Here is a 22153-nt window from a genome sequence, read left to right as displayed (position 1 = left end):
TAAGAGTTTCCGGAGGAAGGAATGAGGATGATGAAGAATTTTGCGTGCGTCTGTGTACTAGGATTTGCCGGTGTGGCTATGTTGGGCGGGCCATCGATTGGCGTGGCGCAGAGCACGGCCAGCAGCGTTAACCCGGGGCCGAACGACGCACAGATTCAGGCCGATGTGACGAAGGCGCTGGATAGCAAGCGCTTCAAAGAGGTGAAGAGTTCGGTGCAGAACGGTGTTGTGACGTTGACGGGAACGGTGGAGCTTTACAGCGCAAAGATGGACGCGGACGATCGCGCACATCATCGCAAGAATGTGAAGGGTGTTGAAAACCTGATTGAGGTAGCGGGACCAGACGTTGATGACGTAACTCTGCGGAATAAGTTGGCGGAGAAGCTGGCGTATGACCGGGTGGGATATGGGACGACGGCGTTCAACGCGTTTACGATCGGCGTCGAGAAGGGCGTTGTGACTCTGGGTGGTACTGCGTATGGGCCTACGGACAAGGATTCGGCGCTTAGCCTGGTCGAAAACTATCCGGGGGTGAAGGATGTGATCGACAACGTGGAGGTGGCGCCTGTGTCGCCGATGGATGATCGGATTCGACTGGCAGAGGCGCGGTCGATCTATGGCTTTCCGCAGCTGAACAAATATGCGATTGATCCGGCGAAGCCGATTCGGATCACGGTCGTCAATGGGAATGTGACTCTGTCGGGAGTGGTGGACAGTCAATCGGACAAGGATGTGGCGAATATACGGGCGAATACTGTTTCGGGTGTGTTTAAGGTGGTGAACAACCTGGAAGTGGTTGGTGGTGAGGCGGAGAAATCGGACAAATAGATCGATTTGTGCCGCATTGATTAGGTCGGCGCGGCCGGACTCTTTTACGATGGAGTTATGGCATCGTTGTGGAAGAGTACGGTTGTAACGCTTGAGATGATCAAGTGGGAGCATTCGGTGTTTGCGCTGCCGTTTGCGCTGACAGGAGCAATGCTGGCAGCGGGTGGCTGGCCAACGCTGCGAGTTCTAGGCTGGATTATTGTCTGCATGGTCGCTGCTCGTTCAGCAGCGATGGCGTTCAATCGGCTGGCGGATGCGCAGCTGGATGCGGCCAATCCGCGTACAGCGATGAGGGCTTTGCCTGCGGGCACATTGAGCAATGGGTTTGTTGCGGGATTTGTAGTGGTGTCGATTGCGCTTTTTGTGTTTGGCGCTGCGATGCTCAACCGGTTGACGCTGGAGCTTGCTCCTGTAGCGCTGCTGGTGGTGCTGGCCTACAGCTACATGAAGCGTGTGACGCGGTGGTCGCACCTTGTGTTGGGGTTGGCGTTGGGAATCGCGCCTTCAGCAGCGTGGATCGCGGTGAGGGGGTCGCTGGACTTAAGGATCATTGTGTTAACGGCTGCGGTGTTGCTGTGGGTTGGCGGGTTTGATGTGCTCTATGCATGTCAGGATTTCGAGCATGACCGCAGCGTTGGATTGAACAGCGTCCCTCAGGCATTTGGTATTCCGGCGGCGTTCTGGATTGCGCGCTTGATGCACGTGGGGATGCTGCTGATGCTGTGCTGGCTGATGGAATTGTTCGGGTTGGGACGGATCGCAATGTTGGGCGTTGCGCTTGTCGCGGGGCTGCTGTTCTATGAGCACTCGATTATTTCGCCGAACGACTTGCGGCGAATGAACGCGGCTTTCTTTACGCTGAACGGTGTGATTTCGGTGGTGTTCTTTGTGTTTGTTGCGGCTGACGTGTTAGTGCGCAAATAGAAAGGCCCGCTGGGCGCGGGCCTTTTGGGGAGAGCATTTCGACTTCGATTAGCTGCGATGTTCGCGTTTGAAGTTGTCTAGTTTTTCATTGACGCTATCTTTCACATGTTGCGCAGTCGCCGCTATTTTCTCGCGTGTGTTGTGAGCGGCATCCTCAGCGCGTTCCTTGTAGTCCTCGGTTCTAACGTCGGTACGAGCGCGTGCGTCGTCGCAAGCTACGGCAGCAGCATCTTTGGCATTGCCCCACGTTTCCTTTGCAGCACCTTTCACCTGATCGGCTACGCCCGAGTTGGCGAGGTTTTGATTGCCAACTGCTTCGCCAACACTCTGCTTGATCTTGCCTGCTACCTGATCGAACTTACCTTCTACTTTTTCTGTGTTCATGGGTTACTCCTTATTTGAGAGGGAGGGCTGCTCACCTACGCTGTGGTTATAGGGCTCGTCTTCCTGACATCAAGTTGAAGATGAGAACGATGATGGCAAGGACCAGAAGGATGTGGATCCATCCGCCGAGGGTATAGCTGCTCACAAGCCCAACGACCCAAAGAATAAAAAGAATAATGGTGATAGTCCAAAGCATGTCGTTCTCCTAGACGCTTGCCGGATTTACTTCCCGGTTCGCCGTGATGGCATTCAAGAATTCAGATCCTTCTTCTGGTAAGTTGCCGGGTTCGTCGAGCGGGTTGCCAAAGGGAATAAAATATGGATCGAGTAGATACGGATACGCGAGGTGATTGGATTGAGGGTGGCGATTCAGGGGGAGTTGGGCTCGAATAGCCACATGGCGACCGTCGAGATGCTGGGCAACCAAGGGGATTTAGAGATCATCGCGTGCACGCTATCGGTACAGGTGCTGGCGAAGGTTGTCGCTGGAGAGGTCGATGCCGCGGTGCTGCCGATCGAAAACAGTTTGCATGGGTCGGTTGCCGAGCACTACGATCTTCTGCTGGATTCGCCGGTGCAGATTGAAAGAGAGAGCTTGCTGCGGATTCGACACAACGTGATTGCAATGCCTGGCGTGAAGCTGCAGGAGGTGCGGAGAGTGATGTCACATCCAGTGGCGTTATCACAGTGCCGTAGATTTCTGGCCTCGCATCCTGAGTTGGAAGTAGTTCCCTTTTATGACACGGCGGGAAGTGTGAAGCACGTTATGGAGGCGGGTCTGCGTGATGTGGCGGGAATCGCTCCGATGCTTGCGGCAACGGAGTACGGCGCCGAAGTGATCGTAGCTGGCGTCGAAGATCACGCAGAAAACTACACGAGGTTTTACCTGGTGCGGGCCGACGGCGCGACTTTGGACGAAGCGGGCGTAGTGGGCGAGAACAAGATGAGTTTGGCGTTCGCCATTGAAAACCGTCCAGGAACTCTGGTAGCTGCTTTGCAGCGACTGGCGGAGGCCGGGGTGGACCTGACGAAGATTGAGTCCAGGCCGGTGCCGGGGAGCCCGTGGGAGTACGTTTTCTACGTCGATGTGCGGTTTGATTCGACGGCGGAGGCCGAAGCCGCTTTAGGTGCGTTGCGCGAGCACTCCCGAATGGTGAAGGTTCTGGGACGGTATCGGGCCGCCTAGAAGGTCAGGCCTGGTGAATCTTTTGGGCCTCGGCCTACAGTGGCGCTGCGGCAGGTGGAGGCGTAGCATGCCCATTACTATGAGTTTCCCTGCAGACCGACGTACGGCGGCGACCGTCTCCTATTTCAGCTCGCGGCGCTCCCGTTGAGATTTGGCGGGACTCGGATGACCTTTTCGTTTTATTTGGGGATGAGGCCGGAGAAGTCTTTCTAAATCAAGTTAACCACAGATGGGAATGGGGTTATGGCCGATGACGGAATGTGACGAGACACGATCTCCTGAGCGAGGGCCATAGTTTGCGACCAGATGAAGACCTGCTGCATCGAATAGTGGATAATCTGATAGAGGTACACTCAATGCCAAGCGATTTTGTAAGTGTGATTCAACCGACGGCAACAAAAAGCGGTGAAGGGGCGGGGGCCGAAGCGGTCGGAAAGCGCCCTGTTCCAGTGTTGCCAGTACGGGATACCGTTTTGTTTCCCCACGCGGTTCTGCCTCTGACGGTAGGACGCGATAGCTCGATCCAGCTGATTCAGTCGCTGGGCGAGGAGAAGACCATTTTGGTGGTGGCACAGCGGGATGCGCGGCAGGATGCGCCAGTGGCCGCGGATCTGTTCGCCACCGGTACGCGGGCGACGGTTCATAAGGTCGTCAAGATGCCGAACCAGAGCCTTTTTGTGTTCACCGAGGGCAATGAACGTGTCCATCTTGGCGAGTTTGTGCAGTTGACGCCGTTTATGACGGCCGAGTACGAGCCGATTGCTGACGTGGAGCCGGAGCAAACGCCTGAGGCAGAGGCTCTGCAGCGGAACGTCGTGAGCCAGTTTCAGCAGATCGTGACTTCATCTCCCACGTTGAGCGACGATCTGCAGACGATTGCGATCAATATCGATGAGCCGGGAAGACTGGCGGACTTTATTGCTTCGTCGCTTCCATTCTTGACGACATCGGACAAGCAGGAACTGCTCGAGACGCCGGGTGTATCGGCTCGTCTGGAGCGTATTAATAAGCATCTCGCGAAGGAGCTTGAGGTGCAGCAGCTGCGCAATAAGATCCAGACCGAGGTTCAGGATTCGGTGCAGTCTTCGCAGCGGGACTACTATCTGCGCGAGCAGTTGAAGGCGATTCAGAAGGAGCTGGGCGATGTAGATGACACACAGAAGGACATCGCTGAGTTGAAGGAAAAGATCGAGACGGCGGGGATGCCGGAGGATGTGAAGAAGGACGCACTGAAAGAGCTTGGGCGTCTGAGCCGGATGAATCCTGCTGCGGCGGACTACTCGCTGACACGCAATTATGTGGAGTGGCTGGCGGTGCTGCCGTGGTCGAAGACATCTTCGGGCGAGGTCGACATTCTGAAGGCGAAGGCGATTCTCGATGAGGATCACTACGGGTTGAAGAAGGTGAAGGATCGTATTCTCGATTACCTTTCTGTGCGGCGTTTGAAGCCGGATATGAAGGGGCCAATTCTGTGCTTCGTTGGGCCTCCGGGCGTGGGTAAGACCTCGCTGGGGCGGTCAATTGCGAAGGCGCTGGATCGGAAGTTCTCGCGAATCTCGCTGGGCGGTATGCATGATGAGGCGGAGATTCGCGGACACAGGAGAACGTACATCGGCGCGCTGCCAGGGCAGATTATTCAGCATCTGAAGCGGGTTGAGGTAAAGGATCCTGTGTTCATGCTGGATGAGATCGACAAGCTGGGACGCGACTTCAGGGGAGATCCTGCGAGTGCGTTGCTCGAGACGCTGGATCCGGAGCAGAACAATACGTTCCGCGACAACTATCTCGATCAGCCGTTCGATTTGAGCAAGGTCTTGTTCATCTGCACGGCGAACCAGTTGGATACGATTCCGGGGCCGCTGCTGGACCGTATGGAGATCATTGAGCTGACCGGTTACACGGAAGAGGAGAAGGTGAATATTGCCATCAAATACCTTATTCCTCGGCAGATCAAAGAGAACGGCATTACGGAAGAGCAGATCGAGTTTCCGAAAGACAGCGTGCATCTGATCGCGCGGCACTACACGCGTGAGGCTGGTGTTCGTAAGCTCGAACAGCAGATTGGAACGGTTTGTCGCAAGGTTGCGCGCAAGATCGCGGAGGGCACGACGGAGAAGGTTGTAATTACTCCTGAGGTGGTTCACGAGTTTCTTGGTGGCATTAAAGTGCGCGTGGATACCGAGATTGCGGAGCGGACCAAGCGGGCCGGCGTTGCAGTTGGACTGGCTTGGACACCGGCGGGCGGCGATGTTTTGTTCATCGAAGCAAACCGGATGAAGGGCAAGGGCGGCTTCACGATCACTGGTCAGATTGGTGATGTGATGAAGGAGAGCATGCAGGCCGCGTTGACCTGGGTGCGTTCGAATGCCGCGTCGTTGGGGCTCGATGAGGACTTTACCAAGGATACGGACCTGCACATTCACGTGCCTGCAGGGGCGATTCCGAAGGATGGTCCCTCGGCTGGCGTGACGATGGCGACTGCGCTGGTGAGCCTGTTGACGGACACTCCGGTGCATCCGCTGACGGCAATGACGGGCGAGATTACGTTGAGCGGCAATGTGTTGCCGGTTGGCGGAATCAAGGAGAAGTTCCTTGCTGCGAAGCGTGCCGGCGTGCGGGATGTGATTCTGCCGACGGACTGCAAACAGCAGGTAGATGAGGACTTAACGCCGGATCAGATTGAGGGCGTGACGCTTCATTACGCTACGCGGATCGAGGATGTGCTGGCGGTCGCGTTACCTAAAACTCGAGCGGAGAAGGTGAAGGACGAGGTGGTTCGCGAAGAGGTTATTCACGCTTCCGTGTAACCTGGATTGAGAAAAAAGTGGGCGGTTCGGCGGTTGCCGGGCCGCTTTTTTTTTGTTTTGGTGCAAGATTTTTTTGTTTTGTGGTGGAGTGGCGTTTTTGCAGGGGTTTTTGCGCAAGATGCGTGTTTTGGTGTGGTGTTTTTGTGGTGGCGGTGTGGTGATTTGCGTGGCTGATGTGGTGTTTTTGCAGTGATGTTTTTGGCGTCTAAAAATGTGACACGTTTTCGAACTTTATTTTTCGGTGGTGCAGGGGATGATGACGATTGGGCACTCAACGCTGGAACTGGAGGCGTTTCTGCGGGCACTGCGGGAGAACGAGTGCCACACGTTGGTGGATGTGAGGAGGTATCCGGGGTCGAAGAGGTATCCGCAGTTTGGGCAGGAGAGGTTGTTTGCTTCGCTTGAGGGGATTGGGATTCGCGGGGTTTGGCGCGTAGGGTTGGGTGGGAGGAGAGCGGCGCGGAAGGACAGCGTGAATGCGGGGTGGCGGAATGAGAGCTTTCGGGGGTATGCGGACTATATGGAGACGCCGGAGTTTGTTGCGGAGCTCGATTGGCTGATGGGGCTGCCGGAGTTGGACCGGACGGTGGTGATGTGTGCGGAGGCTGTGCCCTGGAGGTGCCACCGGTCGTTGATTGGCGATGCGGTGCTGGCTCGCGGTGGCCTGGTGGAGGACATTTTCGTGACGACCGATGGTGGGAGTTCGCGGAGGCTGCACGGGATGACGGAGTTCGCGCGGGTGGAGGGCGAAAGGGTTTGGTATCCGGGCGTTCAGGAGGGAAGACTGTTCGATTGAGTTTCGGATCATGTGCCGGTGCGCGCTTTCTTTGAAGAAGGCCTCAGTTTCCACTGTCCGGCCAACCTATCGTCCGAAGGATGAGAAGGGCGTTTCAATGACTAATCCTTGAGGGGCGCAGAAGCAGTTTTCGATGAGTGCATTGGCCTGTTGGCGCAAGTTGAGATCTGGATCGGCAAGCACGCAGACGTTCTCGGGCGGCGGCGAACAAGAGGACGGCCATAGCGGCCGGGGCGTTTGGGTCGGTGGAGCGGTTGCTAGAAGGCCCTTTTGCCTGCGCCTGTCTCTCCCTCCGACGCTGACGGGGCGGAAGGCTCTTCCGGCATCGAAAACGCGGAGCTTAGGGGTTTTGCCGCACGCTCCGTCACACTGCGGATTGTCCATAGGTCCGTCGTCCATTGCGGCGACAGAATGTAGTCGTACGGCATCGTGCCGTACCCCTGTTGCCCCCACTGCGTGCCCCACGAGTTCCGCACAAGGAACGTCCGGTTCGCATTGTTGTAGCCGACGATCAGCATGCAGTGCCCGTCCTCCGAGGTCTCCGTTGGTCCCGGCATCGGGATCACACCGTCGTCCCACGTGTGGTCCATCGACGGAAAGCACGTATATCGGAAGACAATCGGAAAGCCTTCCATGAGACAGGCCTGCAACAGCGGTAGAGTCTGCCCTACGCGGCAATACACGGTTACAAGATCGAGCTTCGCTGCCGCATACGCATCGGGATGTGGCTGAGTGAACACTGCGGACTCGTCATACGCCCACAGGTCTTCAGGTGGCGCTCCCAGCCGCACCACTGTCTTGATTCCATTACGAATCGTCGCTCCCGCATCCTGCTTGATCGTGCCTTCCAGCACACGCTCGTTGAAATAAATGAACAACCGCGACGGCACAAAACTCTGCTTCCCCGTCTGCATCTGGTTGTACTCGATCGCCGCGCCAATCGCATTCGCGGTGCAGCTTCCCAGGTTCCCCTGGTTGTACACCGGCGGGCACAATGCTCGAAGGTCCACACTCTCCGGCAGGGTTGCTGTGTCCACCGGAGGAACGTAGTGCACATCGCGCGCATCCGGAACATCCGGGATGCATCCGCGACGGCCGCGTCCTTCCGGCTTACCTGTCCCCGGGGCTTTGCCCGCGACGTCATTGCTCGCCAAAACAGCTACGTCTCGCGTCGATGCCGGCGCCACGCCCGGTTGCGCCCCCTGTCCGCCTGTCTGACCACTCCGTCCGGCAATGTTGCCCGCGCTTCCACCCAGGTGACCTGCGTTTCCATTTAACGAGGTCGAGTCCTCACCCTGCGAACCCTCGAGCATCTCCAAACAACCTGCCGTCTCATTTACAGACATCATCCCTGCTCTCTGCGGCACGCACGCGCGCCGATCTATGTCCAGAATCTTCACATCATAAGATCAAGCTGTTGTGTCCTGAACAACGAACCGCAAAGCTTGTATGAGACTTTCGGGTCATTCCCAGGTGGTGACCGAAAGGGATAGCGCAATCAGATCCGTCCTGAAACGACCTTGCCCACTGCGCCAATCAGAGAAGCCCACAGAAAAGGCGTGTGGCTTCGGTGGAAATCTTCCCCCGGGCTTTAAAGGCTCACCCGGTTTGGGAATGAGCCTTATGGCTCGTCGCTGACATCTCATCCTTCCTCTTGACAATAGTTGTTATAAGGAATATCGTTATAGAGTAGATGAGAGCCCCTGTCCAAACCGAGCGCAAGCCAAAGCCGGGATCCTCCCCTGAAGAGGTCGCGCACCTTGAGATGATGCGGACGATGGAGGTTCTGTCGCACCGGTTTGCGCAGGTGTTGAAAGCCGATGATCTTTCGGAGACACAGTACAACGTGCTGCGGATTCTGCGGGGCGCCCCGGAGGGCATTCCATGCGGGGAGATCAGCAACCGTATGGTGACGCGGGACTCGGACATTACGCGGTTGCTGGACCGGTTGGAGAAGCGATCTTTGGTCTCCCGTTCGCGGGAGAGTAAGGATCGGCGGACCGTATGGGCGCGGATTACGCCGGAGGGACTGAAAGTGCTGGCGCGGCTGGATAAGCCCGTGCTTGCGACTCATGTCGAACTCCTAGGCCATCTTGGGGGGAAGCGATTGAAGCTTCTGACGGATCTGCTGCGCCTTGCCCGCCAGCCTCACGATTAATTTTTTTGCTCTAATAGTTGTTGCAACGAATGTCCTTGCAACGCATCAAATCCACTGAACAGCACGGTGCAAACCACCGGAAAGGAAACACCACCATGAGCACCACAGTCGCAACCCCCGCCATTACCACCTGGAACGTCGATTCAACCCACTCCGTTGTCGAGTTCAAGGTCAAACACATGATGATCTCCAACTTGAAGGGTAACTTCACCACCGTGACCGGCACGTTATCGCTGGACGAGAATGATCTGACGCAGTCGAGCGTAGAGGCATCGATCGAGATTGCGTCGATCCACACACGGGATGAGGGCCGCGATGCCCACCTGAAGGGCGCAGACTTCTTCGACGCCGAGCAGTTTCCGACGATGCAGTTGAAGTCGACGCACATCGCGCTGAAGTCGGATGGGGAGGTCGTCGTCACGGGCGACCTGACGATCAAGGGTGTCACCCACAGCGTGCAGTTCGCGGTGGAGGGGCCGTCTGCGGCGACGAAGGATCCGTGGGGCAACACGCGCATTGGTCTGTCGGCGACCACGAAGATCAATCGCAAGGAGTTCGGGCTGACCTGGAACGCGGCGCTCGAGGCAGGCGGTTTGATGGTGGGCGAGGATGTCAGCATCACTCTGGACCTGGAGCTTGTGAAGCAGGCATAAGGGCGGCGCTGGTGTTGGAAAGATGATTGCCGCCAGAGCACAGATCAACGCGTGTTCTGGCGGCGCACGAATTTGAACTTAGCGCGTCTCGTCTCATGAGGATCGTGCCGCAACCCTCCAACATTGGGATGTTGGTTCTTGCAAAAGCTGCACAGAAGGCTACGCAACTATGGAACTCGGTCTTTACACGCTCTCCGATCTCATCACGGACCCCAAGACCGGCATTCAGATGAATGCCCGTGACCGCATCGACGAAACAATCAAAGCGGCTACGCTCGCGGATCAGGTGGGGCTCGACGTGTTTGGCGTTGGAGAACACCACCGCCTCGATTTTGCCGTCTCGTCACCGGCGATCGTGCTGGCTGCGATCGCTCAGGCGACCAAACGCATTCGGCTCACGAGCGCAGTGACGGTCTTGAGCGCTGCCGATCCGGTTCGTGTCTTTCAAGACTTTGCCACTGTGGATCTTATTTCGGGAGGTCGCGCAGAGATCATCGCAGGACGCGGAGTCTTTACAGAACCGTTCCCGTTGTTCGGCGTCGACCTGCGTGACTACGATGAGCTGTTCTCAGAGAAGCTCGACTTACTGAGACAGCTCAACCGTTCGGAGCGGATCACCTGGAGAGGAAACTTCCGCAGTGCCTTGCAAGATGCGGAGATCTCGCCGCGCCCCATACAGCGGGAGTTGCCGATCTGGATCGGTGTGGGGGGTACACCGCAGAGTGCGGTTCGCGCGGGCGCTCTCGGTCTGCCGATGGCATTGGCGGTTCTGGGTGGCCCGATGACTGGCATCAAACCGATCGTTGACCTGTACCGGGAGGCCGGTAAAAATGCCGGACACCCTCTGGCGAATTTGAAGGTCAGTATCAACAGTCATGCCTACCTTGGTGAAGATGGACAAGAGGCACGGGAGTTTCATCGGGCGTTCTACCAGCAATATCTGAGCGAAGCGATGCCGCGGGGCAAGCGACCAGTGAGACTCTCGCCGGACGAGTTCCAAAGCATGACCGGACCAGGCACAGGGCTGATGATTGGCTCCGCGCAGGAGATGATCGACAAGATTATGCGGGAGTACGAACTCCTCCACCATGATCGTTTTCTCGCGCAGATCGACATCGGGCGGCTTCCCTTCCGTGAGGTCGCAAAGGCGATTGAGCTCTTTGGCGAGAAAGTCGCTCCAGTCATACGAGCCGAGACAAGGACCGATAGTCCAACGATAGAGGATGAAATTCAGCCTCCAACCTCGGATGGAGAATCATCCGATGAAGATGAGTTGGCTGTGACTCGGGCGTGATACGGCAGCGATCGGCGTGACCCTGTTGGATTCTATGCGGTCTTCAAAGGCCCGGCGGTCTTGTAGTGACTGAGGACGACGCCGGTTGGCGTTGTTTGCGTGCTGACGAGTTCGAACGAGTGTGCCGGGGTTCCCTCCGCAAAGAAGCGCTTCCCCGTGCCCACCAGGACCGGATAGACGACGAATACGACTTCATCCGCAAGCCCATGTTCGAGCAGCGTCGAGGTCAGCGTGGAGCTGCCCCAGAGGATGAGGTTTGGGCCGTCCTGCGACTTGATGCGGCGGATGCTCTCGATGATGTCCTGTCCGACGGCCTCGAACGGGCCCCATTCAAGGCTTTCCGGACGGTGGGTCACGACATATTTCTTTGCCGCATTGAGGCTGTCTGCCATGGGACTACTCGGCGCCTTTGGCCAGTAGCCCGACCAGGCATCGTAGGTGCGACGGCCAATCAGCAGATCGTAGCTCCCGCCATGTGCGGCGATGAGTGCGTCCCTGCCGACAGGGGTTCGATAGGGCGCGGTCCAATCACCGTAGTGGAAATCGCCGTCATCGCCGGAGGTGGCGAGCACGCCGTCCAGCGAGATATGCTCCATGATTTTGAGCTTTCTCATTTGAGTCTCCGTGATCCGTTTTTATTGTTTTGGCATTGCGAGGAACTCGCGCACCTCGACCGATGCGCGGCAGGCAACGACGGCTTTGCGTCCCCACGCGACGGCCTCATCCATGTTGGCTGCGTTGAGTATCCAAAAGCCGCCGATGTGTTCTTTGGTCTCGAGGTATGGTCCATCGGTGACGGACACTTTTCCGCCGGGCTGTTTGCGCAGTGATTTTGCGTGGGGCGCCGATTGGAGGCCGCCAGCGAAGAACCTGGCACCGGCAGCCGCCATCTCTTCGTTGAGCAGATGAATATCACGGATCATTTCTTGGCCCTCTTGGGACCCGTCGTAGCCGTCGGGGTGGTGGATTGCAACCAGATATTGCGGCATGTTTTCTCCTGTGATGGTCCTTCAGGCGGGTTTCTGCCCGGCCTTCACTATATCGACGAACGGAGAGACCGGAATTCGACAACGCGGCGGGGAAATTTTATTTTTGGGGAGTTTTATTTCTGGCGGCGGCTTCAGCCTTGGCGAGGCAGTTGTGCTGATTCTGTCCGTTTGCTAGTTTGACATGCATGCCGCCGACTGCGCCCGAAGATGTGAGCAGATTCATAGAGACTCTTTACCGGTCTGAATCGGGCAGGATTCTGGCTACACTGGTGGGCCTTCTTGGCGATCTTGATCTTGCCGAAGAGGTGATGCACGAGGCCTTTGCCACTGCTTTGGACAGATGGCCACATGACGGCATTCCGGAAAAACCGCGCCCCTGGCTGATTTCAGCCGCACGCTTCAAGGCCATTGACGGGATTCGCCGGCGGACGCGCTTTGACGGAGTAGAGAGAGATCTTACACTGCACCTTGAAGCGCATATGGACGAAGCGCGCATCCACGATGCGTGGCAGGAAGAGGAGATCGAGGACGATCGACTGCGTCTCATCTTCACGTGTTGCCATCCCGCGCTGCCACCGGAGGGACAGATTGCGCTTACGCTGCGTGAAGTCTGCGGCCTGACAACAGAGGAGATTGCGCGGGCATTTCTGGTTACGCCGGCGACGCTGGCGCAACGCATCGTTCGCGCGAAAGCCATCATCCGCGATAAGGCGATTCCTTACCAGGTGCCCGGGTCGCAGGAGTTATCGGCAAGGCTAGGGGCCGTGCTTCTGGTGGTGTACCTGGTCTTCAACGCAGGGTATTCCGCGGTGGCAACGGGAGCGGAACTGAGCTGCGAGGCGATCCGTCTGGGTAGACTGCTGCTCGACCTTCTTCCGGAACCCGAGGTGATGGGCCTGCTGGGGCTGATGCTGCTGCAGGAGTCGCGCCGCGTTGCGCGAAGCTCTGCGGAGGGAGATCTGATCCTGCTGGAGCAGCAGGATCGCTTGTTGTGGAACAGGGATCAGATTGCGGAGGGGGTCTCGCTCACGGGGCGCGCGCTTGCATCGCGCCGTTTTGGTCCCTACACCCTGCAGGCGGCGATTGCGGCAGTTCACGCCGAGGCTTCGTCGACGGCGTCGACGGACTGGCGCCAGATCACGCTGCTCTACGACGGGCTGATTCGAATTCAGCCATCTCCGGTCGTGGAACTCAACCGCGCCGTTGCCGTCGCGATGTGCGAAGGTCCAGAGCAGGGGCTCCGTCTCATCGATGACTTGCTGGCGCGCGAGGAACTCGCCAATTACCACCTTGCGCACTCGGCCCGCGCGGATTTGTGTCGCAGGCTGGGAAGGATTTCGGAGGCGCGTGCTTCGTATGAGAAGGCGCTGGCGCTGGCTGGGCAGGACTCGGATCGCCGTTTTCTCGCGGGGCGGCTGCGGGAGTTGAATTAGAAACTGGCTCTACTGTCGATTTCCCCTGCGCTCGACGACTATAACGTGAACGACTCAGTGTGCGAGGTGAACCCGCTGACCAAAAAAGGAGAGGTCCAATGAAATACATCTGCTTGGGATACTACGATCCAGCAAAACACGCGAGCATGACTGAGGAGGAGCGAAACGCAATGTTCGACGAAGGTTTCGAATACGACGACTATCTGCGCGCTAACGGGCACGCTGGTGCTGGAATAGCTCTTCAGCCTAGTGAAAACGTGTTGACGTTGTCCTGGAAGAACGGGAAAGTCGCGACGACCGACGGTCCCTATGCGGAGACCAAGGAACAGCTCGGCGGCTTTGGTGTGCTCGAGGCGCGGGACATGAATCATGCCATTCAACTCGTGTCGGTGCATCCGACCCTGAAGTATGGAGCGGTGTTCGAGATACGTCCAGCTGCCGACATGAGCGAAATGATTCAGAAGAGCGAACAGCGACGGCTAAAGGGCGCCGCGCAGTGAGGACTGGAACCGGATAGAGGTCGCTACACAGAAGCTATGTGGTTCTGCAGAATATTTTGTGTAGAACCGCGGATATCTTTTGCGTTATAGCTGTCCTACTCTGGTGTTGAGTGTGAGCGGATCAAGTCGCTCAGGTGATTCATAATCTATCTATCGTTTGGAGAGAACTATGCTGACTGGACTTTTACCGCGAAGTGTTGCCGAGGCAGAAGGACCTGCGTACTGGTTTCTCAACAATCTCTGCATCGTCAAAGCGACGACGGAGTCAACCGGCGGAGCCTTCTCGATGGTGTACCAGATTGCAGCGCCGGGGCATGCCACTCCTTACCATCTTCATCATGTCGAAGATGAAGCCTTTTATGTGTTGGACGGCGAGTACACGTTTATCTGCGATGGTGTGAAGACAGTAGTTGGACCGGGAGGCTATATGTTTCTGCCACGGGGAATTCCTCACGGAATTCGTGCGAGTGGTTCTGTTCCCGCGACGATGCTGATCCTGGCGACGCCCGGAACCGGGTTCGTTGGAATGATGGAGGAGATGGCGGAGCCTGCACTGGAGAGGGTCTTGCCAAAACCGAAGCAGCCGGATCTGGTGAAGCTCGGTCGCCTTTGTGCCAAATATCAGATCGATATTCTTGGGCCGCTGCCGGAGTAGCAACTGCCTCGCACTCGTCCAAATCTTTGCGGTTTGAGTACGTTGCGAAGGCCTCTCGCGATTGCTGCGGAAGAATGACAGCGTGAGCGCTTGAGTTCCGGTGTCAGTAGGTGGCAGCTGATTCGGGATACGGCCTTGACTGGGTACCTACCGGTGGGTATGGTGTTTTCCTAGAATTCCCAGGCGTAACTTTGTGTCCTTTGGGAGTGAACTTGATTCGGGTTCCTGCGTATTTCTGGAAGACGGTGCTTCGTGAAGATGTTGCTGGGTGGGCTCGGCCCGGTTTATCGACGACCGTTGCGGTGATTTCTGTTCGATCAATGAAGTTCGATCAACCAAAAGGAGAAGACGATGACGCTTGAAAATGGGAAGGGTGGGCCTTCGAATTTTGTCTGGTATGAGTTGGTGACTTCGGATGCGAAGGCTGCTGAGGTCTTCTATCGCGGGGTTGTGGGATGGGAGGCCGATACGCAGCCAGGCATAACTCCGGGGGAGCCTTACACGATTCTGAAGGCTGGAAAGGTTCCGGTTGCGGGAATGATCGCGATGCCGAAGGAGTTTTTTGCCAGCGGGAACAAGCCGGGATGGATCGGCTACATCGGCGTGGATGATGTGGACGAGTACACGAAGCGAGTGCAGGCAGCGGGTGGGAAGGTGCATCGTCCGGCGCGGGAGATTCCGGAGGTTGGACGATTTTCTGTAGTGGCTGATCCGCAGGGGACGGTGTTTGTGCTGTTTCAGGCCAAGGCGGGAGCAGAGAGGCCGCCGCAGCCGCCGGCTGGGACGCCGGGCTTTGCGAACTGGCATGAGCTGCATGCAGTGGATGGGAAGTCGGCGTTCGAGTTTTATTCGGGGATGTTCGGCTGGAAGAAGACCGAAGTGATGGATATGGGGCAGGCGGGGATATACCAGATGTTTGCTGCGGATGGGCCTACGCTAGGTGGGATGATGACGGCGATGGACCAGGCGAATCGTCCGGGTTGGATCTACTACTTCAACGTGGAGAGCGCGGATGCTGCGGCGGCGAGAGTTGGGGCGAGAGGCGGCAAGGTGTTGATGGGGCCGCATGAGGTTCCGGGCGGGAGCTGGATCGTTCAGGGGATCGATCCGCAGGGGGCTTTGTTTGCGGTGGTTGGGCCTAAGTAGGTCGTTGGAATTAGCGGCGACTTACCTGAGGTAGTGGCACGGTAAGGGTAAAAGCGGGTTTCTCGACTGCGCCGCTCACGATGACACCGTGAGCGGCTGCGGTCGAAACGACGATTTTTATTTTGCTTGGAAGAGAACACGCAACCGCTTATCCCCTGCGGGGTGTCAACAAGGAAAGCAAAGACAACGGCAAAGATCACGACGACGGCGGCGATTAAGGAGAGGGAATGCAGACAGTGATGGTGTTCAACAATGTGTCGGTGGATGGCTACATTGCGGATGATAAGGGAGACATGAGCTTTGCCCGTAATGATGACGCAGAGTGGAATGAGTTTACCCGAGGAAATGCCAAAGGCGGCGGGACGCTTTTATTTGGAAGGAAGACGTACGACCTGATGGTGAGCTTCTGGCCGACGCCTGCTGCGACTGCGATGATGCCGGAGGTCGCGGAGAAGATGAATAGCGCGCAGAAGTTGGTGTTTTCGAAGACGATGGAGAAGGCGGAGTGGAAGAATACGACGCTGGTGAAGAGCGATCCGGTGGAAGCTGTGCGGAAGATGAAGGCGGAGGCCGGGGAGGGGATTGTGATCTTCGGGAGTGGGACGATCGTTGCGCAACTGGCGGGTGCGGGGCTGATTGATGAGTATCAGATCGCGGTGATTCCTGTGGCGTTGGGTGGCGGCAGGACGATGTTCGAAGGGCTGGAAGAGAGGCAGCGGCTGAAGCTGACGAAGCATCGTGTGTTTGGGAATGGGAGCGTGTTGCTCCACTATGAGCCGGTGCGGTGACTGCGGATTTTGCGTAAGGCGGTTGCGGCGGGTTTGCCGTTGGGTATGACCTGATCGCCGTTGGAATGGTGATGTTGCTCCGTCGTGCGGTGATGTTTGAGCTGGTGGTGACGTCAAAGACTCGTGCTCGCGTATTCTGATGGAATATGCGGGTGCGAGTTCTTTATTTTGGTGTGCTTAAGGATGTGTTTGGCCGGGGCGTTGAGGAGATGGAGTTGGCGGAGGGAGCTTCGGTGGCGGATTTGATTGGTGCTTGTCGTGAGCGGTATGCGGGGGTGGGGGAGATTTGGGATTCGATGGCTGTGGCGGTGAATCAGGAGTATGCGCGGGCGGTGGTGGTGTTGCGGGAAGGAGATGAGGTGGCTTTGTTGCCGCCGGTGAGCGGGGGTTGGGAAGGCGAGGACGAAATACAGGGCCCTTCCCCTTCGACTGCGCTCAGGGTCAGGATGACGACAGTTTGTAATGAGAGGCGCAAGGTTGATGCGGGTTGAGATTTTGGATGAGTTGATTCCGGCGGAGGAGATTGTCGCGGAGATCAAGGCCGGCGAAGATGGTGCGGTGTGTGTGTTCGACGGGATCGTGCGGAATAATACCCGGGGAAGGAAGACGCTTTATCTCGACTACGAGGCCTACCGGGAGATGGCGCTGGACAAGATGCGGGGGCTGGCGGACGAGGCGGTGGAGCGGTTCGGCGTGCGGGAGGTGGCGCTGGTGCATCGGCTGGGCCGGCTGATGGTGGGGGAGACGAGTGTGCTGATTGTGGTGGCTTCGGCGCATCGTGGCGCGGCGTTTGAGGCTTGCCGGTGGCTGATCGATACGTTGAAGAAGACGGTACCGATATGGAAGAAGGAACAATTTGTGGATGGGGCGATCTGGGCGGATGGAGAGCCGTTTCCAGATGAGATTGCGGTTGCTGGGCCGGAGAGACAGGGATGAAGTGGTCGGGGCTCGTGTTAGGTGCGGGGCTGCTGTTTGTGCGAGGGGATCTGCTTTCGCAGGCTCCGGTGGTGCGGGAACCTCCTCCGGTGGATGGAGCGCAGGCTCCGAAGGATCCGGACGATGTGCAGACGCCGCCGGTGGTGGTGACGCAGACGGGCGGGGGTAAGACGAATGGCTCGCAGGGTGGATCTCCTGCGGGTGGATTTCCGACGATCAAAGTGGAGACGCGGTTGGTGAATGTGGCGTTGAACGTGGTCGATGCGAAGGGCTCTCCTGTGGGTGGGCTGGGACGGGATGATTTCCAGATTCTGGAGGACGGGAAGCCGCAGAAGATTGCGGTGTTTGAGAAGGAGGCTACGACGCCGTTGTCGATTGTGCTTGCCATTGATGCGAGCGAGACGGTGTTGAGCAGCGAGCGGCTGGAGAAGGAGGCGGCGAAGCACTTTGTGCGGGCGCTGCTGCGGGAGCAGGATGAGTTGGACCTGATGGAGTTCTCGGATGTGGTGCGGGAGATTGTGCCGTTTACGAATCAGCCGAAGAGGATTGAGGCTGGGCTGAATGAGATTCAGCGTGGGGATGCTACGGCGTTGTATGACGCGATCTATCTGGCGTCGGACAGGCTGGCGGGGACTTCGGCTGCGAATGGGCGGCGGAGGGTGATTGTGCTGATTACTGATGGCGGGGATACGGTGAAGGGGTCGCGGTATACGCAGGCGCTGGAGCAGGCGCAGAGGGCGGGCGCGATGGTGTACTCGATCATCATTGTGCCGATCTATGCGGACGCGGGAAGGAATGAAGGCGGGGAGCATGCGTTGATTCAGATGGCTGAGGATACCGGCGGGAAGTACTACTATGTCGTGGATCCGAAGGACCTGGAGCCGGCGTTTGCGCATGTGTCGGATGATTTGAGGACGCAGTATTTGCTGGGCTACTATGCGCCGAGGCGGGGGGCGGATACTTCTTTTCGGCAGATCAAGGTACGGATGACCGATGCGGAGCTGAAGGGGAAGTATGATCTTCGCTACAGGTCGGGGTACTACGCGGATGCGAGGTAGCGACAATGCTTAAACGCGGGATGCAGTTCTTGATTGCGGTCTTCGTGTTTGTGCCGTGCGTCGCCCATGCTGCTGAGATGAGAGATTTTGCCGGGACGTGGGCGATGCGGTTGGGAGCCCGCAGTATATTCGTTTTGCGTTTGGTGCAGGATGGTGAGAGCTTGCGCGGCAGCTGGGATCGACCGGCAAAATTTTCAAGCAATGGTTATGGGTTTGCGAATATGCGCGGGGGCGTGCGGAAGGACAGGGTGTCTAAGTTTCGAATGGTTGATGGGGCTTTGCACTTTACCGTTCAAAACGTCGCCGACCCGAAGGACGTGGACGCATATGTAATGCGGCTGGATGGGGCTCGGGCAAAGGTGATGTTTGATGATCTTCCTGCGAACGATGTAGAGGAGCCTGATTTGTTTGAACGAGTCGGAGTTGGAGCGACGGTGGCGTTGGATTGGGAGCCCAACCGGCTTTATACCGCACGCGATTCCGATGCTTCGAACACTGAGATGGAGGCGATCTATAAAGAGGATCAACGACTCCGGACGGTGGAGAGGGTCGATTGGGAGATGGTGAATAAGACTGATGCAGAGCGGCGAGAGCAGACACGGAGGCTGCTGGCCAGTGAGTCGCTGCATACAGGCAAGGACTTCGAAGAAGCGGCAGTTGTGTTTCAGCATGGAGATACAGCGGAAGATTATCTGCTGGCTCATACCCTGGCGATTGTGGCTGTGTCGAAGGGAGATGCGACCGCCGTCTTCATCGCTGCGGCTACTCTGGATCGGTATCTCTGGAAGGTCGGTCAAAAGCAAGTGTTTGGGACGCAATACTCCGGTGATGCAAAACATGAGTGGACGCAGGAGCCTTATGACCGTGGGTTAGTGTCCGATGCGGTGCGGGAGCAGCTAGGAGTACCTTCGCAGACCTTGCAGCTTATGCAGCTAAAAGCGTATGAATCACAAAAATGAGCTTAGGCGTCGGCGTGGGTGGGGTCGATGGTTGACTGGATGAGGGTGATGACGTTAGCGGGGAAGCCGCCTTCGAAGGCGTGGCGACGGATGATCTCTTCATCGGGAGCGATGTAGATGCAGTAGATCTTGTCGGCGGTGACGAAGGAGGTGAGCCACTGCACGTCGGGGTCGAAGCCTCGAAGGGTGCGGCAGGAGCTTTCGGAGATGGCGACGAGTTGTTCGCGCGTGAGGTGGCCGGTGTCGGGGATGTCGCGTTCGATCAGAAACTTTGGCATGGCTGACCTCGGGAGAGATAAAGTTTCGAGCGGAGCCGGCGGAGCACAGGATACTCTGGAGGACAACGATAGCACTGGAGACGGCTGCGGTCGATGGGAGGGTTACGGTGAAGAAGTTTGAGTTTGCGCATATTGCCGAGGGGATTGCACGGCAGGCGGGGGCGTTGCTACGTGGGTTTTATGCGAAGGGCGTGACGACCGAGTACAAGGGCGATGTGGACCTGGTGACAGAGGCCGACCGGGCGAGCGAGCAATTGATTGTAGAGAAGCTGAAGGCGGCGTTTCCTGCGCATGGCGTGTATGGCGAAGAGGGGACGCGGAGCGGGCTGGAGAGCGAGTATCGATGGTATGTGGATCCGCTGGATGGGACGACGAACTTTGCGCATGGGTTTCCGGCGTTTTGTGTGGTGCTGGGGCTGGAGAGGCGTGCGGCAGGGTTGGCCGCGGATGCAGATGGGGAGATGGTTGCGGGGGTGATCTACGATCCACTGCGGGATGAGATGTTTTCGACGGAACGGGGCAAGGGCGCGTGGCTGAATGGGCGGAAGATCTCGGTGTCGAAGACGGCTTCGTTGCAGGAGTCGCTTACGGCTACGGGGTTTCCGAGCAAGAAGAGGCATGAGAGCCCGAATATTCATTTCTACAACGAGATTACGTTGCGGTCGCATGGGGTGCGGCGGGCAGGGAGTGCGGCGCTCGATATGGCTTACGTGGCTTGTGGGCGACTGGATGGATTCTGGGAGTTCAATTTGAATCCCTGGGATACTTCGGCGGGATATCTTCTGGTGGAGGAGGCTGGCGGGACGGTGACTCACTTCGATGGAGGGAAGTTCACGATGGATAGTCGCGAGACGCTGGTTACGAATGGATTGATCAAGAAGGAGATGGTGCACCTGTTTACGGAGATGTTTGCCGGGCGAGAGTTGACGGCGATTCCTTCGGCGGCGGAGTTTGCAGCGAAACGGATGATGGCCAAGTAGGGTGCGGAAGCGAAGGACGGCCCGGGTGATGTTGTTTGATGAGGCCGGAAATGTTTTGCTGATTCGCTTTGTGGTGCCGAGGGTGGATGGGGAGTTTGTTTTTTGGGCTTTGCCGGGTGGTGAGATTGAGGCGGGTGAGACAGAGATTGAGGCTGCGGTGCGTGAGGTGAGGGAGGAGCTGGGGCTTGAGCTGGCGGTGACGGGGCCGGTTTACTGCGACAGGAATCAGTTTCTTCATCAGGGCGAGATGCAGGACAATACTGATTTTCTTTTTCGGGCGAAGTGTCGGCGCGAGGAGCCTCGACTGATTGGAGTTACGGCCGATGAGAGGGAGATCATGCGCGAGATTCGGTGGTGGAGCGAGGAGGAGATCGCGACGTCGCGGGAGAAGATCTTTCCCGAGAATCTGGCGGAGCGGATGCGGGAGCAGAGTGGTCGAAGTGAGTGAAACAGGGGCTAAAGCGGTCGTAGTTGCATCAAGGGGCGAGTTGCGGATGAGTGCGGTTGTGCTGCTAGAATCTAGGAACGAGCATATTTTTGCGCGACGAAATTAGACGGGAATAAGGGAGATTTTTGAGATGGCTTATGTGATTGCGGAACCGTGCATCGGGACGAAGGATTCGGCTTGCGTGGATGCCTGCCCGGTGGATTGTATCCATCCGAAGAAGGATGAGTCTGGGTTCGGCGAGTCGGAGCAGCTGTTTATCGATCCCGTGGAGTGCATCGATTGCGGCGCGTGCGTGCCGGTGTGCCCTGTGTCGGCGATCTATGCGGGAGATGATCTGCCGGAGAAGTGGGCGGAGTATCAGACCAAGAATGCGGCTCACTACGGGCGATAAATTTCGTTTGGTAATTTGAAAAGAGACGCGTGGCCTTCGGGCTGCGCGTCTCTTTTTGTATGGCGATTGGTTTAGTTGAAGTTGACTGGTTATCTTGTGATCGTGTCGATGACGAGGCCGTGGGAGCCGTTTCTGGCGTAGTCCTTGCCGGTGACCGTGACGTGCTCGCCGGCGTAGGGTAGTAGCTTGGCGTTTTGCGATGCAGAGGGTGTTGCGCTGTCGATGGGCAGGTAGATGGTTCCATCATCCTGCAGGATGACCAGAGGCGAACCGTTTTTGGCGCAGGCTTTCGCGCAGGCTACTCCGATGGGTTTGCTGAGGCCCTTGGTGTAGGCACATGCTGAGTCGATGACCCAGCCGGTGACTTTGATGTTTGACCCGGGTTCTTCTGCCATTGCGATCAGGGAGACCGTCATTGCGGCTGCGATAAAGAGTCGTTGTGTTTTGCTCACGCTATTCCTCCAGAGGTGCTGCGGGCGGCAGAGGGTTTGCTCGCCGAACGCAATCCTACACCTTGCATGGCTGGAAGAGAGCGATTTCGCGCTTATTTCGAAACCTCAAT

28 protein-coding genes are annotated in these 22153 nt (G+C 57.4%); 20 read left to right on the top strand and 8 right to left on the bottom strand.

Features of this window, described 5'->3' with window-relative positions; all coding sequences use genetic code 11:
• Nucleotides 1-27: 27 nt before the first annotated feature.
• Both RBB76_RS04245 and RBB76_RS04240 read left to right on the top strand, forming a co-directional pair.
• Nucleotides 28-828 (top strand): BON domain-containing protein, encoded by an 801-nt coding sequence (locus RBB76_RS04245; protein WP_429628646.1) that lies wholly within the window; start codon nucleotides 28-30, stop codon nucleotides 826-828.
• A 57-nt stretch (nucleotides 829-885) separates the two neighbouring features.
• Nucleotides 886-1752 (top strand): UbiA-like polyprenyltransferase, encoded by an 867-nt coding sequence (locus RBB76_RS04240; RefSeq protein WP_429628647.1) that lies wholly within the window; start codon nucleotides 886-888, stop codon nucleotides 1750-1752.
• Nucleotides 1753-1800: 48 nt separating this feature from the next.
• Here RBB76_RS04240 and RBB76_RS04235 read toward each other — a convergent pair whose 3' ends face one another.
• On the bottom strand, nucleotides 1801-2136 hold the full coding sequence (locus RBB76_RS04235) for a CsbD family protein (RefSeq protein ID WP_429628648.1): 336 nt from the start codon (nucleotides 2134-2136) through the stop codon (nucleotides 1801-1803).
• Between the two features lie 46 nt (nucleotides 2137-2182).
• Nucleotides 2183-2332 carry a lmo0937 family membrane protein gene (locus tag RBB76_RS04230; RefSeq protein WP_183978096.1) on the bottom strand — a complete coding sequence of 50 codons (150 nt, stop codon included), beginning with the start codon at nucleotides 2330-2332 and terminating at the stop codon, nucleotides 2183-2185.
• A 150-nt stretch (nucleotides 2333-2482) separates the two neighbouring features.
• Between RBB76_RS04230 and pheA the strand changes: the two genes are divergently transcribed.
• From pheA to RBB76_RS04215, 3 genes are all read left to right on the top strand, one after another.
• Entirely contained in the window at nucleotides 2483-3322 is an 840-nt protein-coding gene (gene pheA / locus RBB76_RS04225) for a prephenate dehydratase (protein WP_429628649.1), read from the top strand.
• A 356-nt stretch (nucleotides 3323-3678) separates the two neighbouring features.
• Nucleotides 3679-6129 (top strand): endopeptidase La, encoded by a 2451-nt coding sequence (gene lon, locus RBB76_RS04220; RefSeq protein WP_429628650.1) that lies wholly within the window; start codon nucleotides 3679-3681, stop codon nucleotides 6127-6129.
• Nucleotides 6130-6382: 253 nt separating this feature from the next.
• A complete protein-coding gene (locus RBB76_RS04215) occupies nucleotides 6383-6925 on the top strand; it encodes a DUF488 family protein (RefSeq protein WP_429628651.1) in 543 nt (180 codons plus the stop codon).
• A 257-nt stretch (nucleotides 6926-7182) separates the two neighbouring features.
• Here RBB76_RS04215 and RBB76_RS04210 read toward each other — a convergent pair whose 3' ends face one another.
• Nucleotides 7183-8274, bottom strand: a complete 1092-nt coding sequence (locus tag RBB76_RS04210; RefSeq protein ID WP_429628652.1) for a C1 family peptidase — start codon at nucleotides 8272-8274, stop codon at nucleotides 7183-7185.
• Nucleotides 8275-8618: 344 nt separating this feature from the next.
• On the opposite strand from RBB76_RS04210, the gene RBB76_RS04205 reads away from it, so the two are divergent.
• The 3 genes from RBB76_RS04205 to RBB76_RS04195 all read left to right on the top strand — a co-directional run bounded on the left by RBB76_RS04205 (nucleotide 8619) and on the right by RBB76_RS04195 (nucleotide 11030).
• The gene (locus RBB76_RS04205) at nucleotides 8619-9083 is read left to right on the top strand and encodes a MarR family winged helix-turn-helix transcriptional regulator (protein ID WP_429628653.1); all 465 of its coding nucleotides are present in this window, start codon (nucleotides 8619-8621) and stop codon (nucleotides 9081-9083) included.
• A gap of 95 nt (nucleotides 9084-9178) precedes the next feature.
• On the top strand, nucleotides 9179-9736 hold the full coding sequence (locus RBB76_RS04200; protein WP_429628654.1) for a YceI family protein: 558 nt from the start codon (nucleotides 9179-9181) through the stop codon (nucleotides 9734-9736).
• Between the two features lie 169 nt (nucleotides 9737-9905).
• The gene (locus RBB76_RS04195) at nucleotides 9906-11030 is read left to right on the top strand and encodes an LLM class flavin-dependent oxidoreductase (protein ID WP_429628655.1); all 1125 of its coding nucleotides are present in this window, start codon (nucleotides 9906-9908) and stop codon (nucleotides 11028-11030) included.
• 32 nt (nucleotides 11031-11062) lie between these two features.
• On the opposite strand, the gene RBB76_RS04190 is transcribed toward RBB76_RS04195, so the two are convergent.
• The 3 genes from RBB76_RS04190 to RBB76_RS04180 all read right to left on the bottom strand — a co-directional run bounded on the left by RBB76_RS04190 (nucleotide 11063) and on the right by RBB76_RS04180 (nucleotide 12242).
• On the bottom strand, nucleotides 11063-11644 hold the full coding sequence (locus tag RBB76_RS04190) for a dihydrofolate reductase family protein (protein WP_429628656.1): 582 nt from the start codon (nucleotides 11642-11644) through the stop codon (nucleotides 11063-11065).
• Nucleotides 11645-11665: 21 nt separating this feature from the next.
• Nucleotides 11666-12019, bottom strand: a complete 354-nt coding sequence (locus RBB76_RS04185; RefSeq protein WP_429628657.1) for a YciI family protein — start codon at nucleotides 12017-12019, stop codon at nucleotides 11666-11668.
• Between the two features lie 97 nt (nucleotides 12020-12116).
• Nucleotides 12117-12242, bottom strand: coding sequence for a hypothetical protein (locus RBB76_RS04180; protein ID WP_429628658.1), 126 nt, complete (start codon nucleotides 12240-12242; stop codon nucleotides 12117-12119).
• 46 nt (nucleotides 12243-12288) lie between these two features.
• Here RBB76_RS04180 and RBB76_RS04175 point away from each other — a divergent pair, with 46 nt between their 5' ends.
• The 9 genes from RBB76_RS04175 to RBB76_RS04135 all read left to right on the top strand — a co-directional run bounded on the left by RBB76_RS04175 (nucleotide 12289) and on the right by RBB76_RS04135 (nucleotide 19494).
• The gene (locus RBB76_RS04175; protein ID WP_429628659.1) at nucleotides 12289-13452 is read left to right on the top strand and encodes an RNA polymerase sigma factor; all 1164 of its coding nucleotides are present in this window, start codon (nucleotides 12289-12291) and stop codon (nucleotides 13450-13452) included.
• A 98-nt stretch (nucleotides 13453-13550) separates the two neighbouring features.
• Nucleotides 13551-13952, top strand: coding sequence for a YciI family protein (locus RBB76_RS04170; protein WP_429628660.1), 402 nt, complete (start codon nucleotides 13551-13553; stop codon nucleotides 13950-13952).
• A 169-nt stretch (nucleotides 13953-14121) separates the two neighbouring features.
• Nucleotides 14122-14607, top strand: a complete 486-nt coding sequence (locus tag RBB76_RS04165) for a cupin domain-containing protein (protein WP_429628662.1) — start codon at nucleotides 14122-14124, stop codon at nucleotides 14605-14607.
• Nucleotides 14608-14958: 351 nt separating this feature from the next.
• Nucleotides 14959-15753, top strand: a complete 795-nt coding sequence (locus tag RBB76_RS04160) for a VOC family protein (RefSeq protein WP_429628663.1) — start codon at nucleotides 14959-14961, stop codon at nucleotides 15751-15753.
• A gap of 227 nt (nucleotides 15754-15980) precedes the next feature.
• Entirely contained in the window at nucleotides 15981-16541 is a 561-nt protein-coding gene (locus tag RBB76_RS04155; RefSeq protein ID WP_429628664.1) for a dihydrofolate reductase family protein, read from the top strand.
• A 146-nt stretch (nucleotides 16542-16687) separates the two neighbouring features.
• On the top strand, nucleotides 16688-17032 hold the full coding sequence (locus tag RBB76_RS04150) for a MoaD/ThiS family protein (RefSeq protein WP_429628665.1): 345 nt from the start codon (nucleotides 16688-16690) through the stop codon (nucleotides 17030-17032).
• Complete coding sequence (locus tag RBB76_RS04145; protein ID WP_429628666.1) at nucleotides 17022-17477, top strand: molybdenum cofactor biosynthesis protein MoaE; 456 nt, start codon at nucleotides 17022-17024, stop codon at nucleotides 17475-17477. Before RBB76_RS04150 ends, RBB76_RS04145 begins: the two co-directional genes overlap by 11 nt.
• Nucleotides 17474-18535: a VWA domain-containing protein gene (locus RBB76_RS04140; RefSeq protein WP_429628667.1), complete on the top strand. Its 1062-nt coding sequence runs from the start codon at nucleotides 17474-17476 to the stop codon at nucleotides 18533-18535. The genes RBB76_RS04145 and RBB76_RS04140 overlap by 4 nt, the downstream gene beginning before the upstream one ends.
• Before the next feature lie 5 nt (nucleotides 18536-18540).
• Nucleotides 18541-19494: a hypothetical protein gene (locus tag RBB76_RS04135; protein ID WP_429628668.1), complete on the top strand. Its 954-nt coding sequence runs from the start codon at nucleotides 18541-18543 to the stop codon at nucleotides 19492-19494.
• Between the two features lie 2 nt (nucleotides 19495-19496).
• On the opposite strand, the gene RBB76_RS04130 is transcribed toward RBB76_RS04135, so the two are convergent.
• Nucleotides 19497-19772 (bottom strand): DUF4242 domain-containing protein, encoded by a 276-nt coding sequence (locus tag RBB76_RS04130; RefSeq protein WP_429628669.1) that lies wholly within the window; start codon nucleotides 19770-19772, stop codon nucleotides 19497-19499.
• A 107-nt stretch (nucleotides 19773-19879) separates the two neighbouring features.
• Here RBB76_RS04130 and RBB76_RS04125 point away from each other — a divergent pair, with 107 nt between their 5' ends.
• From RBB76_RS04125 to RBB76_RS04115, 3 genes are all read left to right on the top strand, one after another.
• Nucleotides 19880-20752 carry an inositol monophosphatase family protein gene (locus tag RBB76_RS04125; RefSeq protein ID WP_429628670.1) on the top strand — a complete coding sequence of 291 codons (873 nt, stop codon included), beginning with the start codon at nucleotides 19880-19882 and terminating at the stop codon, nucleotides 20750-20752.
• A 1-nt stretch (nucleotide 20753) separates the two neighbouring features.
• Nucleotides 20754-21200 carry an NUDIX hydrolase gene (locus tag RBB76_RS04120; RefSeq protein ID WP_429628671.1) on the top strand — a complete coding sequence of 149 codons (447 nt, stop codon included), beginning with the start codon at nucleotides 20754-20756 and terminating at the stop codon, nucleotides 21198-21200.
• A gap of 130 nt (nucleotides 21201-21330) precedes the next feature.
• The gene (locus RBB76_RS04115; protein ID WP_429628672.1) at nucleotides 21331-21591 is read left to right on the top strand and encodes a 4Fe-4S dicluster domain-containing protein; all 261 of its coding nucleotides are present in this window, start codon (nucleotides 21331-21333) and stop codon (nucleotides 21589-21591) included.
• A gap of 89 nt (nucleotides 21592-21680) precedes the next feature.
• Here RBB76_RS04115 and RBB76_RS04110 read toward each other — a convergent pair whose 3' ends face one another.
• Nucleotides 21681-22043, bottom strand: a complete 363-nt coding sequence (locus RBB76_RS04110) for a hypothetical protein (protein ID WP_429628673.1) — start codon at nucleotides 22041-22043, stop codon at nucleotides 21681-21683.
• Between the last annotated feature and the right edge of the window lie 110 nt (nucleotides 22044-22153).

Origin of the sequence: Tunturiibacter psychrotolerans (assembly GCF_051013365.1) — a bacterium.
GTDB classification, from domain to species: Bacteria; Acidobacteriota; Terriglobia; order Terriglobales; family Acidobacteriaceae; genus Edaphobacter; species Edaphobacter psychrotolerans_A.
This window is presented reverse-complemented; position numbering and strand designations above follow the sequence as displayed.